The sequence below is a fragment of the Leptolyngbya sp. FACHB-261 genome, assembly GCF_014696065.1.
GTDB lineage: Bacteria > Cyanobacteriota > Cyanobacteriia > FACHB-261 > FACHB-261 > FACHB-261.
On sequence record NZ_JACJPL010000018.1, the window covers coordinates 106605 to 119711 of the forward strand.

Genomic DNA, 13107 nt, shown 5'->3' on the forward strand with positions numbered 1-13107 from the left:
CCAGCCTTGAAGATTGAGAAGTTATGGACAAAGCCGCGCCATGATACTAGCGTGGTCTAGCCCTTCTCCCAAGAACGCTTCTACTGGAGCTAGCCTTTCTTTGAGGCCCACTACAAAGTGGTTAGTGGGAGCGCCGATCGACTCACAACTCGTCTGTACACAGTGCAAGCTGCGACCTGTGAGCTGTGAGAAGAAGGAACTCAAAATACCTGCTTCCAGCGCACAGGACATTCGGGTACTGTTCTGCATCTGCTCAGCGAAGGGCGAGCCCGTAGTCGTCAGAACCAAGAAACCTCGCTGCTCGTAGCTGCGTTCGAAGTCCAGCTTGCCCCAGCCATGGGCCACCCAGCATTCCCGCAGACATTGCAAGAACAGAGCCATCTCCATTTCGTTGAGGCTCACGCCATAGTAGTCACTCACTTCCTCAGAAAAACGAGCGAAGAAGTTTTTGCCCCACCAGCGCCCACAATTAAAGAGCACTAGACGAGAAGCCTGCCCTGTTTCCCGCTCCAAGCCCACGTAAATCGAGCGGACCAGAGTTTCAGGTAGGGCTAGCAGCCGGTCTCCTCGGCGATTTTCGAGAATGCCCAGCTCCAAATCGCCTCGAATATAGCTAGCAGGAGCGAAATAGTTGCCCGGAGCCCGGTTGTCCTTTAGTAAATCAGCGACGGAAATCATAGTAGAAAACCTCAACAGGGTTGGGCAACAACAGCAGCTTGGGCAATCGCAATATAGGGACGGAGCAGCTCCCATTGGGGAACTGAGAGTTCCTGTTTCAAACCCTGGTTGAGCAAACGGTAAAGAGCTTCATTGATAGCTTGCAACTCAAAAGCTCGATTAATCTCTTCCAACCAGTGCAGCAGACGTTCCCTGAGAAAGGTTTCATCATTGAGCAGCATGGCCATCGCACAATACCGCAATGACACCAGTAAGTTTTTAATCCCTCGCTCCAAATCTTCAACCTCGGCGCTAGGCAGGCTTACCTGAATCTGATCCGCAACCTGCTGCACCATATCCAGCTCACGATCGCGCAAACGCTTGTAGGCTTCAATTCGCTCAGGCAAAGAGCCGACATAGCCCGCGAGGGACTTTAGTTCCTCAAGCTTGAGGTACCGCCCCTCAGCTTGATCAAAAATCACTTCCAGTTCTGAGTTCATACTTCTAACGACCTTTAGCTAGGGCTACCCAGCATCTCATGGGCAATCGATATGTATTGATTAGCTAGACGAGCTGAGTCCGCTGGCAGGGTTTCAGTAATCACTTCTTGCAGCAAACCATAGGCTAGGTTGCAGGTATCTTGCTTCTCCAAGGCCCGCATGATCGTCTGGAGCCAGAACAACAGATTCTCTCTTAGATACTCTTCGTCATTGCGCAGCAAAGCCACAGCGCTATAACGTAACACCTCGGTCATGTCCTGGATGCACTTCTCCCCGGCACCCGCACCGAAGCGAGCATCAAGTTTAGGATCCTGCCGCAAGTAGCGAGCCATGACGCGCTCGACAATCAGAGACTCCTGCTCTTGGAGCAACTGATGAGTTTGCATCCGCAAGGCAAAAGAGGACAGATAAGCTTCTAGAGACACTAACTCATCGGCATTGAGATAGCGACCATCTGCCCCTTGAATCGTGGTCTTAAATTCCTTAGTAAATACAGACATAAGTGCTCCTAAAAGCCGTCAGAGAAATCATCAAGTGTGAAGTCTTCTGCCGACCGGGCCACCGGCAGGTTGGGGGTAGCAGGAATCACCAGAGGCAGTTGAGCAGAAGGTCCTCCCTGCCAGGGAATTGCCTCAAAAAACTGACCGACTTTTAGGCGCAGGCTGAGAGGAAGGCCAGAGGTATTGGCCTCTTGAACCAATACCTGCACGGCTGGAGGTCGATCCTCCCAATTAACGCCCTGCAGGAATACGCCAACTTTCTGGCTTAACCAGGCTGTACTGTTCTGAGGTTTAGAAGAGTCAGAGGCCATGGAGACTTGACGGTGAAACCCGTTTTGAGACAAGGTTGCTGTGCTCATGAGAGCCGCTCTCCATCTCTGAGACGCTTCTCGACGTCACGGGCTGTCGCTCCCTCGTTTTGCCAAAAAGAAACTGCGTCAATCCGGTCCTGACGTCCAAGTAGAAACTTGCAATAGGTTTCACCCATTGAATAGCACTGAATCTCAATGCAGCTCAGTTGCTTACGAACTAAAGCAGTGAAGAAGCCAGAGAACAGACCCGCATAGAGATGGCATACAGGTTTGCCAACGTCCCCCAATGTTCGGGCTACGGCTGAGTCGAATAGGCTAATAAACATGAAGCCTTGCTTACGGTCGCTGACATCAACTTCCCAACGCCCCCAACCTTGGGATGTGAACGGCCACCACCAGGTTTCTAATAAAAACAATAGGTTTGTTTGCCGCATTGGTCGGTTGAATTCTCGTTCGAACCAAGATTCAAAAAACTCAGCGTCACTACGGCCCCACTCGCAGCCCATCGTGTACATGATGGCGGCAGAGGCATCTCCTACTTCTTCTTCAAGGCCCTCTAACAAACCGATAATAAAATCTTCACTGGTCAGTAAATTACGGCTACCGTTCCAGTCGGTGATTCGACCAGCTTCAGGGCTGAACTGGAAGAAGTCTTTGAAACTGTAATGGTTGTGTTTTTTGGGCTTGATGCCGTTAGGACGGTTGGTGGAGCCGCCGTCTAGGCTAGTGATAATTGCAGTCACGGGTTTCCTCTTGTATTACTCACTGGATACTTCGCCAACCGTTAGGTGCAGCAGAGGCAGATGACTGAGAAGCAAAGGCGGGGGCCAAGGTCGAAGGCTGAGCGAGCATCTGAATCGGTAGACGACTGCTGACTCCAGTTGCTGAGCTTCAATTTCCTGGATTTAATTTGCCACAGCAATCTATTTTCTTAACTATCCCTATAGGAACGCAAATCTAAAGGCTCCTTAAAAAATCTTAGACATTGGCTTTGGTCAACTAGCCGCTAGTTAAGCCTGATGGGTATGCTGCCAGTGCTCACCAACTCGAAAGTCGGTATTTGCGAGCTGGCTCATCATCGAACGTGTAATGAGCTTGCCAGCTTCCACTAGCACCTGACCTGTAATCGGGTGCAGTAGATCCTGGTCTGTCCGCCGACCAATCAGGGCTTCGATATCCTGTAAGGAGTTAACATACATGCCTGGCGGCAACTCCAGGATTACACCATTGCCAACCACCCGAGATTGGCAGGCCAGTCGAGAATTTTGTTTACAACTAGTAATGACCTCCAGAGTGCGCTGCTCACGACGAGACATTGGTGAGAGGGCGTCCATACCATTTCTGACGTAAACGTGGCAGGTTGCACAGAGGCCACGCCCCCCACATTCTTTAAGAACATCAAGGTCTTCAGAAATCAGGACCGAGAGTAGATTGCCATTCGTTGCAACTTCAGTTTCTTGAGCAATGGGCTCAAGCCTCACCAATTTAGACATGGACGGGTTCCTCTAATATGACGAAGGGTCAAACAAGAAAGCCTTAGGTTCCAATCTCGAATATTCGTATATAAGCCAGCGTTCCCACTTTGAACCGGGCGATCAATCCCGCTCTTGCCCCAATTTGTCGAGTAGGATCTGCTTCTGCTGCTCGTTTAGTCCGTCTTGCTCTAGCATCTGGGGAAAGTCGCGTAACACTTGGGCACAACGGCGAATGAAGGATTTCACCCATTGCCGCACCTGTTGGTGATGAGCAGGCAAAAATCGAGAGGCGTCTCCAGTAAAGGTCATACGGCCTGTGCGGTCGATGTTAAATTGCGTCAGCCAGTCTGAGTCCGGACGGCTGCTCTTCCAGTAGTTCACGATCACCGCTGTGCCCAAATAACGAGTGGTGAATTTGCTCAGATGGTTTAGAGCGGCAACAACATCCTCCAAGCTTACGGGCGGTTGATTAGCAGCAGGCACAGTTTTCTCAGGTTCCGGCACTGCCACTGGCGCAGACCAGGTTTGAGGAACGGTTCGGAGCCGGGATGGCGCTGGCCTAGCGGCTGGATTGGATGTTGGCTTGGGGGATGCCGTTGGGGCTGGCATGGCTATTGAGCTGCCATTTCGCTCCTCTAGCAGAATGGGCAGTGGCTCATCTAGAGCAGGTTCCGAAACCACTGGGGCTGAGCCCACAACGGGAACTTGATAGCTACGATTGGATTGGACTAAGCTGCCCGCCAAAAGTTTGAAAGTAGCAATGGCATTTTGGATATCTTCCTGAAAAGTTTTGCGTAGCAGACTAACTACCTGAAGGTAGCTGGGACGAGTCAGGCTATTGTCAGCTAAGACCAGGAGTACAATGCCGCGTGAGAGCTTGTAGATAAAAACTTGGTGGTTGGCGAATTGAAACTCAAAGGACTCAAATCCTTCTGGAGTTGTCTCCACCACTTGAAGAATGCCCTGAGCCAGCGCTTCCCGTTGGCGTGAGTTGAGAGCTTGATCCAAACCGTAGAAATAGGGGCGAGCATGGCCATCCATGAGGGCAACCCCTGCGATTCCTGGTAAATTCAGAAAATCCTGGACAACCTCCCGTTTCATCTCAAGCTATCTCACAACTAGCTGACAGCAATAAATTCTTAGGCCAAGGGGTCTTAAGCTGATAGGTTTTTGATAGGAGAGTCTCACCGCAGGGTGTGGATTCAACTACTCACCCAGTGCAAAGCCATCGAAACCCGCGCTAACCATAGACCAGCCGCACAGCAGGACCCTGTCAGGAGGCAGAATTGATACAAAAGTTAGCGACCTTTCTGTCATTTTTCTGGCCTCCTAAGAACCTTCGGTTACTCTGTGGTGCCCCCCTTGTGGCCTTTGCTGCAAACCCTTATCAAACGGGTGCTGACGTTTTCGACCGACTACCTGCTATCTTTCTGCCAGGTTGAGCTGTATGACCGACCTTCCTTTTACTTTGGACCAGCTTCGCATTCTCAAGGCCATTGCCAGTGAGGGAAGCTTTAAGCGTGCGGCAGACAGTCTGTATGTCTCCCAACCCGCCGTGAGCCTCCAGGTGCAGAACCTTGAGCGACAGTTGGACGTGCCGCTGTTCGACCGGGGTGGGCGAAGGGCACAACTGACGGAGGCTGGACATCTGCTGCTGAGCTACGGTGACCGCATTTTGAGCCTTTGTCAGGAGACTTGCAGAGCGATTGAGGATCTGCAGAACCTGCAAGGCGGCACACTGATCGTAGGGGCTAGTCAGACTACGGGCACCTATTTGATGCCTCGGCTGATTGGCCAATTTCGACAGAAGTATCCGGAAGTAGGTGTCCAACTCCACGTTCATTCTACCCGGAGGACCTCCTGGAGCGTAGCTAACGGCCAAGTGGACTTGGCGATCATTGGTGGCGAGGTTCCTCCTGAACTACACGACTCTTTAGAGATTGTTCCCTATGCGGAAGATGAGTTTGCGCTAATTGTGCCAACCTCTTACACCTTTACTCAAGGTGAGGTTATTTCCCGGGAGGACCTGTACCGGCTGCAGTTTATTGTGCTGGACTCTCAGTCGACGATTCGCAAAGTCATTGACCAAATCCTTACCCGTAATGGCATTGATACGCGCCGTCTCAGAGTAGAGATGGAACTCAATTCGATCGAGGCAATTAAGAACGCGGTCCAGTCGGGTCTGGGCGCTGCTTTTGTCTCTGTGACGGCAATTGAAAAAGAACTGCAGCTCGGAGCCCTTCAACAGATTCACCTCGATGACATCGTTATCCGGCGAACGCTCTCACTGATCACTAACCCCAATCGCTACCGTTCTAAGGCGGCAGAAGTATTTTCGCGAGAGATCTTGCCTCAGTTTGCGGGCTTAATCAGTCATCTGGAGACGGTGGCTCCATCCCTGAACGGCAGTCGGGACCATAACAGTAACCTTGGGACTATACCGAATGGTCAATCTGGCAATTTGGAGGTTCAACCTACTTAGTCAGCACACCCACCTCCTGAATTCCAAACAGTCCTGCTCAGTCCGGATCTCCTTGCAAGGTAAGATTTAGAGACTCAAACCGGTGTAGGGGAAGTCTGTCCAGGTGGACAAATTGTACGAAGGCAAAGCCAAGATTCTCTATACCACGGACAATCCGGGAGTTTTGCTATCTCACTTTAAGGACGATGCAACGGCCTTCAATGCGCGAAAGCGGGGCACGATTGTCGGTAAAGGCCAGATTAACTGCTCGGTATCAGCTCATCTATTCAGGCTTCTAGAAGGTGCAGGAGTCGCGACTCACTTTATTGACCAAACTGCACCAGATGAAATGCAAGTCAAAACTGCGCGGATTTTGCCTTTGGAAGTGGTAGTGCGCAATATCGCCGCAGGCAGTCTGACCCAAAGGACCGGTTTACAATCTGGCACTGTTCTGAAACATCCGCTCGTAGAATTCTTCTATAAAAATGACGAGCTAGGTGATCCGCTGGTTACTACAGACCATATTGAGCTGTTGGAGTTAGCGACGCCCAGCCAAATTCAGCAGCTCCGCGAGCTGTCTCTGCGAGTCAATTCGCTGCTACAGCGTTTTTTTGAGCAATGTGGCATTACGCTGGTGGATTTCAAATTGGAGTTTGGCATTGATCAAACTCCAGGTTCTAGTGGTGGAATTCTACTTGCGGATGAAATCAGCCCAGATACCTGTCGGCTTTGGGATAGCAACAGCTCTGACCCCCAAGCTCGGGTTCTGGATAAGGACCGCTTTCGTTTGGACCTTGGTGGTATTGAGGGAGCCTATCAAACGGTCATGGAGCGAATTTTGGCCCAGCCTGTTTAGATTCAGATTCTTCAGCCCAAGTCCAATGGCGGAGAGGGCCTGCCCCGTCAACAAGAGTCCAAAGGGGTGAACTAGAGCCGGCTATGCCCTCGTAAACCGACTCGTTAGTGAAGTCAGGGACTCGTTGAACACCAATCTTGGTGTAAGGCAATCATAATTGATGGCCTTTTATTTAAGCGGTGATTCTGTAAACTACAATGTGACCCGATCTGGGTTGCGTTTGATATGTGGTGTGTGGATGAGTAGTGTATGCGCGTATCTTCTGTCCTGCTGGCAACCCTGGCAGCTTCGACGTCCTTAGCGCCGATTTTATTGTGGCCGCAGACTGTTCGGGCTCAGAATATCTCAGCGCCAACTCTTGCGCAGCAACCATCTAGTTCTAGTGCTGCCCATCGCCTCCTATCGGGTCAGGCTTTAAGTCCAACATCTAGCTCGACGCAGATTGCTCAGGTTCCATCAGCTCCGGCAGGAGATTCTCAGGCCCAACCTGCGCCGACGCCTGCTCCACCTTCACCTGCCCCCACTGCCACTCCATCTGCAACACCGGCTGCAACCCCGGACGCAGCAACGCAAGAGGCTGCACCAAACCAGAGTGCACCTACCCCTAATCAAGACCAAACTGCTCCAGTGGAGCAAGCGCCTGCGTCTAATCAAGACCAGGCTGCCCCAGTAGATCAAACGCCGCCTGCGCCTGGACAAGACCAAGCTGCTCCTGAGCAGGGTTCACCCAGCGAGCAAGGCTCGCCCAGCCCAATACCAGGCCAGCCTGCGCCCAGCCCTGGTCCACCAGCTGCGCAGCAAGAGGAAGAGCCTCAAGTTTTGGTCGCTGAGGTTGTGGTTGTTGGAGCAACAGGTGCCCTGGAGGATGAGGTTTACCGGGTAATTCGAACCCAAGCTGGCAGAACTGCCACGCGTAGCCAGTTGCAGCAGGACATTAATTCGGTCTTTGCTACGGGCTACTTTGCTAACGTACAAGCGGTTCCCGAGGATACCCCGTTGGGGGTACGGGTAAGCTTTGTGGTCACCCCAAACCCTGTGCTGCAGGCAGTTCAGATTCAGGTACCAGGGCAAGAGGCCCGGGTGTTGCCCGAGCCTGTTGTCGACAACATCTTCCGACCTCAGTACGGCTCAACTCTGAACTTTCAGCAGCTCCAGCAGGGCGTGCGGGACCTGGAGCGCTGGTATCAGGACAACGGCTACGCTCTGGCTCAGGTTGTCAATGTGCAGTCTAGCCCTGAAGGGGTTGTGACGCTAACCGTAGCCGAGGGGCAAATCGAAGACATTCAAGTCCGTTTCCTCAACGACGAAGGTCAGGGAACTAACGCCGATGGACAGCCTGTAGGCGGGCGCACACGGAACTTTATTGTTACGCGTGAACTGAGCTTGAGGCCGGGAGATATTTTCAACGGCAATACAATTCGCACTGATCTACAGCGGGTATTTAACTTAGGGCTGTTTGACGACGTGCAGCTGTCGCTCAACCCTGGTCAGGATCCGCGCCGAGTCATTGTAACTATCAATGTCAACGAGCGTCGCTCCGGCACCCTAGCGGCAGGGGCTGGTTTAAGTTCGGCTAGTGGTCTGTTTGGAACGGTCAGCTACACCGAACAAAATTTTGGCGGTAATAACCAGAAGCTGTCTGCTGAAGTGCAGGCAGGCCAAAATAACTTGCTGCTGTTCGACCTTAGCTTCACCGACCCCTGGATTGCAGGGGATCCGTTCCGAACTTCCTACACGCTCAATCTGTTCAATCGCCGCTCCTTCAGCTTTGCTTTCTCTGAAGGTGAGGAGGACGTTAATCTACCACCTGACTTGAGCGACGATGAGGATGACGGCGACACACCTCGGGTGAACCGGTTGGGCGGAGGCATTAGCTTTAGCCGACCGCTAAACGGTAATCCTTTAGATCCTCGCCCTGAGTGGAGCGCTTCCCTAGGCCTCAACTATCAACGAGTCAGCATCCGGAACGCAGATAACGATGTCGTGCCCCGGGACGAGGCAGGCAACTTGCTTAGCGTCAGTGACAACGGCAGAGACGACCTGACGATTTTGCAGTTGGCGGCAGTACAGGATTTACGCAACGACGTGACTCGCCCAACGCGAGGCTCGCTACTGCGCTTCTCCACCGAGCAATCTATCCCCGTCGGGTCAGGTAGTATTTTCCTAAACCGGTTGCGGGCTAGCTACAGTTATTACCTGCCGATTCGCTTTATTAATTTCGCTACGGGCTGCCGTGAGCCGAACGCCACACCAGCCCAATGTCCTCAGGCATTGGCCTTCAATTTGCAGGCTGGCACGGTTTTGGGCGACTTGCCTCCCTATGAATCGTTTACGCTGGGCGGTAGCGCATCTATTCGGGGCTTCCGAGATGGACAGGTGACTACCAGCCGGAGTTTTGCCCTTGCCTCAGCTGAATATCGCTTCCCCATCTTTAACATTGTTGGTGGAGTGTTGTTCGCAGATTACGGTACCTCTCTCGGCAGTCAAACCAGAATCGGCGATGTTCGTGAGAAACCGGGCGACGGTTTTGGCTACGGCTTCGGTTTGCGCATTCAGTCGCCTTTAGGATCGATTCGGGTGGACTATGGCTTTGCTAATAATGGCGAGAGCCGCTTCCACTTCGGCATTGGGGAGAAGTTCTAACATGCACCCAGTTGCCTCTGCCCAACACACATTAGCAAGCAGCTTTGAGCTCAGCGGCATTGGCCTGCACAGTGGTGCTGAGGCGCGAGTGCGGGTGGGGCCAGCAGCACCTGGTGCAGGGCGATTTTTTGTGCGGCTAGACCAGCCTGAAGCTTCGGTCATTCCGGCCCAAGTTGATTCGGTTCACCAAACAGTTTTATCGACCGAGCTACGTTTAGGTGAGGCCAGTGTGCGCACAGTTGAGCATCTGTTAGCCGCTCTGGCTGGTCTAGGCGTCGATAATGCTCGGATCGAGCTGGATGGGCCAGAGTTACCGATTTTGGATGGGTCAGCCTTACCTTGGGCAGAAGCGATTGCCGCAGTGGGTTTAGCCACTCAGGACCAACCACGTCCAGCCTACGTGTTGACAGAGCCAATTTGGTGTCACTCAGGAGATGCTTTTGTAGCAGCGCTACCGGCTCCCCAGTTGCGTTTCAGCTATGGCATTGAGTTTGAACTACCGGCCATTGGACAGCAGTGGTGGACTTGGACACCTGATTCACAGTCCTTTCTACAAGAAGTCGCTCCCGCTCGTACCTTTGCCTTAGAACACCAGGTTGAAGCGTTGCGGGGAGCAGGCTTGATCAAGGGTGGGAGTCTAGAGAACGCCTTGGTGTGTGGAACTCAAGGCTGGCTGAACCCACCGCTGCGTTTTCCGAATGAACCAGTACGTCATAAGCTTTTAGACTTAGTAGGGGACTTCAGCCTGCTCGGTATCCGCCACGCTCTGGGGTTACAGGCTCACATCCTGGCCTACAAAGCAAGCCATGACCTACACACTCGCCTTGTCCGGCTCCTTGCGGAGCGCTGGCAGGCGGCGACACGAGGGTCGGCAGCCCCTGAGGCAGAGATGGCCGAAGTCCTTAATCCTGCCATTTCCTGGAGCTCCCATGCCCATTCTGACTGACGAGCCTCACGTTCCCCAATCTGCTGGGGGTGCGGGCGAAGCGCAAGTGACACCAACAGCCACGCGCTCAAACAACCCTGTTTTGACGATCGAGGACATCCAAAAACTCCTGCCCCATCGCTTTCCGTTCTTGCTGGTCGATCGGGTAATCGAATACGTTCCTGCTAAGCGGGCGGTGGGCATTAAGAATGTGACTGCTACAGAGCCCCATTTTCAGGGCCATTTTCCTGGAAGACCAATTATGCCAGGCGTGCTGATCGTTGAGGCCATGGCTCAAGTCTGTGGCATTGTGCTGATGCAGCTGCCAGAGGCGCAAAATCGTCTCTCGTTGTTTGCAGGTATCGACAAAGTGCGCTTTCGTCGCCAGGTGGTGCCCGGTGACCAACTGATCATTACAGCGGAACTGCTTTGTGTGAAGCAGCGTCGCTTTGGCAAGATGTTCGCCCGCGCTGAAGTGGATGGACAACTCGCCTCTGAAGGTGAGCTGATGTTTTCCTTAGTTGATTAAGGTTAAGTGAGGGGTATGGATCACGGGACGCTCGCCACAACGGATACGCACTCATTCCCAAATGGTAAAAGCGCGCTTGCTCAGGAGCCAAGCAACCGCGTTCCCTCGGCTCCCCTGATCCATCCCACTGCTGTGGTGCATCCGGCCGCCCAGATTCACTCAACAGTGAAGATTGGCCCTTATGCCGTGATTGGGGAGCGAGTGAGTATTGGAGCCCACACGCAGATTGGCCCGCATGTCATCATCGACGGTTGGACCGAGATCGGGGAGCGCAATCAGATTTTTGCAGGCGCTGCGATCGGGATGGAACCCCAGGATCTCAAGTACAACGGTGCTGAGAGCCTAGTTTCGATTGGCAATGACAATCGCATCCGTGAGTACGTCACAATCAACCGCGCCACTCATGTAGGAGAAGCGACTCGGCTAGGCAATGGCAATCTCCTGATGGCCTATGTGCACATTGCCCACAATTGCCTGTTAGAGGACCAAATTATCATTACTAACAGCGTCTCCTTGGCTGGCCATGTCCAGATTGAGGCGCAGGCTAGGATTGGTGGCCTTTTAGGAATTCACCAGTTCGTGCGCATTGGACGGCTGGCGATGGTGGGCGGCATGAGCCGGATCGATCGGGATGTCCCTCCCTACACGCTGGTGGAGGGCAACCCCTCGCGGGTGCGATCGTTGAACCGGGTGGGATTGGAGCGCTCTGGTGTCGATTCAACCAGCCTGAAAAAGGCGTTTCGCACCCTCTATCGCTCTGGGTTAAACCTGGTCGAAGCGCTCGATCAGTTAGAAGCCTGGATCGATGACCCTCAAGTTCAGCATCTGACTCAATTTTTGCGAGCGTCTCAGCAAACAGGCCGACGAGGACCGATCCCAGGTCGCCGTGCCTAACGGTATGGTTTAGGACATGGCACGTATTCTCATCAGTACGGGTGAGGTTTCGGGCGATTTGCACGGAGCCGCACTAATTTATGCATTGCAGCGGCTGGCACCGGAGTTTGGCTTGGATGTGGAGATCCAAGCAGTAGGTGGCAACCGCATGGCAGCGACGGGGGTGAAGTTCCTCGGCAACACTGGCGGTATCGGCTCAGTGGGCTTGCTGGAAGCCCTGCCCTTTATCGTGCCAGCCTTGCGTCTACAGTTCAGGGTGCGAGAGCAGTTGCGGCGCACTCCACCGGACGTGGTGGTGTTGATTGACTACGTGGGCTTCAATTTCAGCCTGGGGCAGTTTGCTAAACAGCACCTGCATTCCCGCATTGTCTATTACATTGCTCCTCAGTCCTGGGTCTGGGCTGGCACTGCTAAAACTGAACAGATCGCCAAGCTGTGCGATCGTATCCTGGCAATTTTTGCAGATGAGGCCCGTCACTACACTGCCTATGGTGCGCAAGCTCGCTGGGTCGGTCACCCGTTGATCGATCTGCTGCGTGATGTGCCTGGACGTACAGCGGCCCGCGCTCAATTGGGCATCCCTCCTCACGAGAAGGCTGTGGTTTTGCTGCCAGCCTCCCGCCATCAAGAAATTCGAGCTTTGATGCCCGTGATGTTTGCCGCAGCGCGCCGAGTTCAGGCGCGAATGCCAGATGTCCGCTTCTGGGTGCCTTTATCCCTGAGCCAATTTCGGCCTCAAATTGAACAAGCTATTGCTAAACACCGGTTGCGGGCCAGTGTGATCAATGGTCAGGCACATGTAGCTATTGCCGCTGCGGATCTAGTCATTGCCAAATCTGGGACTGTCAATCTGGAAACTGCATTACTGAACGTGCCGCAGGTAGTGATGTATCGGGTTAACCCTGTGACTGCCTGGATCGCACGGCGCCTGCTGGGCTTTAAGATTCCGTTTATGTCACCACCAAATTTGGTGCAGATGCAGCCTATTGTGCCTGAGTTTTTGCAGGAACAAGCGACTCCTGAAAAAATTTCCCGAGCAGCACTCGATTTATTAATCGATCCCGAACTTCGACAGCAGATGCAAGATGGCTATGCTCAAGTAAGAGCTGCTTTGCTTCCTAATCATTTGGGACAAGAGAAGGTTCTGGATCGGGTTGCGCGGGAAATTTTAAGTTTACTAACTCAGTAATTGCTTGTGAGATTAGCTGCGGCGTGCAGTGATTTTAACTACACCTTAATGTACTTTTTTTAGTTCCTTCAACACTGTTAACAGGAATACAAATTTTTTTAGCCGCTAAGGGCTACTCTGTCTCTATTCACTGGTCGGGCGGACATCCGCACATCTTTGTCATCGTT

Annotated in this window: 14 protein-coding genes; 7 read left to right on the top strand and 7 right to left on the bottom strand. The window is 52.9% G+C overall.

Features of this window, described 5'->3' with window-relative positions; genetic code table 11:
* Positions 1-21 precede the first annotated feature (21 nt).
* From H6F94_RS09805 to H6F94_RS09835, 7 genes are all read right to left on the bottom strand, one after another.
* Complete coding sequence (locus tag H6F94_RS09805) at positions 22-678, bottom strand: V4R domain-containing protein (RefSeq protein ID WP_190802054.1); 657 nt, start codon at positions 676-678, stop codon at positions 22-24.
* A gap of 11 nt (positions 679-689) precedes the next feature.
* On the bottom strand, positions 690-1157 hold the full coding sequence (locus H6F94_RS09810) for a bilin-binding protein (RefSeq protein ID WP_190802055.1): 468 nt from the start codon (positions 1155-1157) through the stop codon (positions 690-692).
* 14 nt (positions 1158-1171) lie between these two features.
* Positions 1172-1657 carry a bilin-binding protein gene (locus H6F94_RS09815; RefSeq protein ID WP_190802056.1) on the bottom strand — a complete coding sequence of 162 codons (486 nt, stop codon included), beginning with the start codon at positions 1655-1657 and terminating at the stop codon, positions 1172-1174.
* 8 nt (positions 1658-1665) lie between these two features.
* Positions 1666-2016, bottom strand: coding sequence for a hypothetical protein (locus H6F94_RS09820; protein WP_190802057.1), 351 nt, complete (start codon positions 2014-2016; stop codon positions 1666-1668).
* Positions 2013-2711 (bottom strand): V4R domain-containing protein, encoded by a 699-nt coding sequence (locus tag H6F94_RS09825; protein WP_396426425.1) that lies wholly within the window; start codon positions 2709-2711, stop codon positions 2013-2015. The genes H6F94_RS09820 and H6F94_RS09825 overlap by 4 nt, the downstream gene beginning before the upstream one ends.
* A 267-nt stretch (positions 2712-2978) precedes the next feature.
* Positions 2979-3461, bottom strand: coding sequence for a 2Fe-2S iron-sulfur cluster-binding protein (locus H6F94_RS09830; protein ID WP_190802058.1), 483 nt, complete (start codon positions 3459-3461; stop codon positions 2979-2981).
* A 102-nt stretch (positions 3462-3563) separates the two neighbouring features.
* Positions 3564-4544 (bottom strand): roadblock/LC7 domain-containing protein, encoded by a 981-nt coding sequence (locus H6F94_RS09835; protein WP_190802059.1) that lies wholly within the window; start codon positions 4542-4544, stop codon positions 3564-3566.
* Positions 4545-4890: 346 nt separating this feature from the next.
* Between H6F94_RS09835 and H6F94_RS09840 the strand changes: the two genes are divergently transcribed.
* The 7 genes from H6F94_RS09840 (at position 4891) to lpxB (ending at position 12940) form a co-directional block, all read left to right on the top strand.
* Positions 4891-5925 carry a LysR family transcriptional regulator gene (locus H6F94_RS09840; protein WP_190802060.1) on the top strand — a complete coding sequence of 345 codons (1035 nt, stop codon included), beginning with the start codon at positions 4891-4893 and terminating at the stop codon, positions 5923-5925.
* Positions 5926-6028: 103 nt separating this feature from the next.
* The gene (gene purC / locus H6F94_RS09845; protein WP_190802061.1) at positions 6029-6760 is read left to right on the top strand and encodes a phosphoribosylaminoimidazolesuccinocarboxamide synthase; all 732 of its coding nucleotides are present in this window, start codon (positions 6029-6031) and stop codon (positions 6758-6760) included.
* 249 nt (positions 6761-7009) lie between these two features.
* Positions 7010-9403, top strand: coding sequence for a BamA/TamA family outer membrane protein (locus H6F94_RS09850; RefSeq protein ID WP_190802062.1), 2394 nt, complete (start codon positions 7010-7012; stop codon positions 9401-9403).
* Position 9404: 1 nt separating this feature from the next.
* Positions 9405-10349: a UDP-3-O-acyl-N-acetylglucosamine deacetylase gene (gene lpxC / locus H6F94_RS09855; RefSeq protein ID WP_190802063.1), complete on the top strand. Its 945-nt coding sequence runs from the start codon at positions 9405-9407 to the stop codon at positions 10347-10349.
* Entirely contained in the window at positions 10333-10857 is a 525-nt protein-coding gene (gene fabZ / locus H6F94_RS09860) for a 3-hydroxyacyl-ACP dehydratase FabZ (RefSeq protein ID WP_190802064.1), read from the top strand. The genes lpxC and fabZ overlap by 17 nt, the downstream gene beginning before the upstream one ends.
* Before the next feature lie 15 nt (positions 10858-10872).
* Positions 10873-11751, top strand: a complete 879-nt coding sequence (lpxA, locus tag H6F94_RS09865; RefSeq protein ID WP_190802065.1) for an acyl-ACP--UDP-N-acetylglucosamine O-acyltransferase — start codon at positions 10873-10875, stop codon at positions 11749-11751.
* Positions 11752-11767: 16 nt separating this feature from the next.
* Positions 11768-12940 carry a lipid-A-disaccharide synthase gene (gene lpxB, locus H6F94_RS09870; protein WP_190802066.1) on the top strand — a complete coding sequence of 391 codons (1173 nt, stop codon included), beginning with the start codon at positions 11768-11770 and terminating at the stop codon, positions 12938-12940.
* The last annotated feature ends 167 nt before the right edge of the window (positions 12941-13107 follow it).

Bases quoted from the DNA above. Each gene is read 5' to 3' on its own strand.
- H6F94_RS09850 (WP_190802062.1), top strand. From the start codon at position 7,010: ATGCGCGTATCTTCTGTCCTGCTGGCAACCCTGGCAGCTTCGACGTCC.
- H6F94_RS09810 (WP_190802055.1), bottom strand. From the start codon at position 1,157: ATGAACTCAGAACTGGAAGTGATTTTTGATCAAGCTGAGGGGCGGTAC.
- H6F94_RS09830 (WP_190802058.1), bottom strand. From the start codon at position 3,461: ATGTCTAAATTGGTGAGGCTTGAGCCCATTGCTCAAGAAACTGAAGTT.
- fabZ (WP_190802064.1), top strand. From the start codon at position 10,333: ATGCCCATTCTGACTGACGAGCCTCACGTTCCCCAATCTGCTGGGGGT.
- H6F94_RS09835 (WP_190802059.1), bottom strand. From the start codon at position 4,544: ATGAAACGGGAGGTTGTCCAGGATTTTCTGAATTTACCAGGAATCGCA.
- H6F94_RS09840 (WP_190802060.1), top strand. From the start codon at position 4,891: ATGACCGACCTTCCTTTTACTTTGGACCAGCTTCGCATTCTCAAGGCC.
- lpxB (WP_190802066.1), top strand. From the start codon at position 11,768: ATGGCACGTATTCTCATCAGTACGGGTGAGGTTTCGGGCGATTTGCAC.
- lpxC (WP_190802063.1), top strand. From the start codon at position 9,405: ATGCACCCAGTTGCCTCTGCCCAACACACATTAGCAAGCAGCTTTGAG.
- H6F94_RS09805 (WP_190802054.1), bottom strand. From the start codon at position 678: ATGATTTCCGTCGCTGATTTACTAAAGGACAACCGGGCTCCGGGCAAC.
- lpxA (WP_190802065.1), top strand. From the start codon at position 10,873: ATGGATCACGGGACGCTCGCCACAACGGATACGCACTCATTCCCAAAT.
- H6F94_RS09815 (WP_190802056.1), bottom strand. From the start codon at position 1,657: ATGTCTGTATTTACTAAGGAATTTAAGACCACGATTCAAGGGGCAGAT.
- H6F94_RS09820 (WP_190802057.1), bottom strand. From the start codon at position 2,016: ATGAGCACAGCAACCTTGTCTCAAAACGGGTTTCACCGTCAAGTCTCC.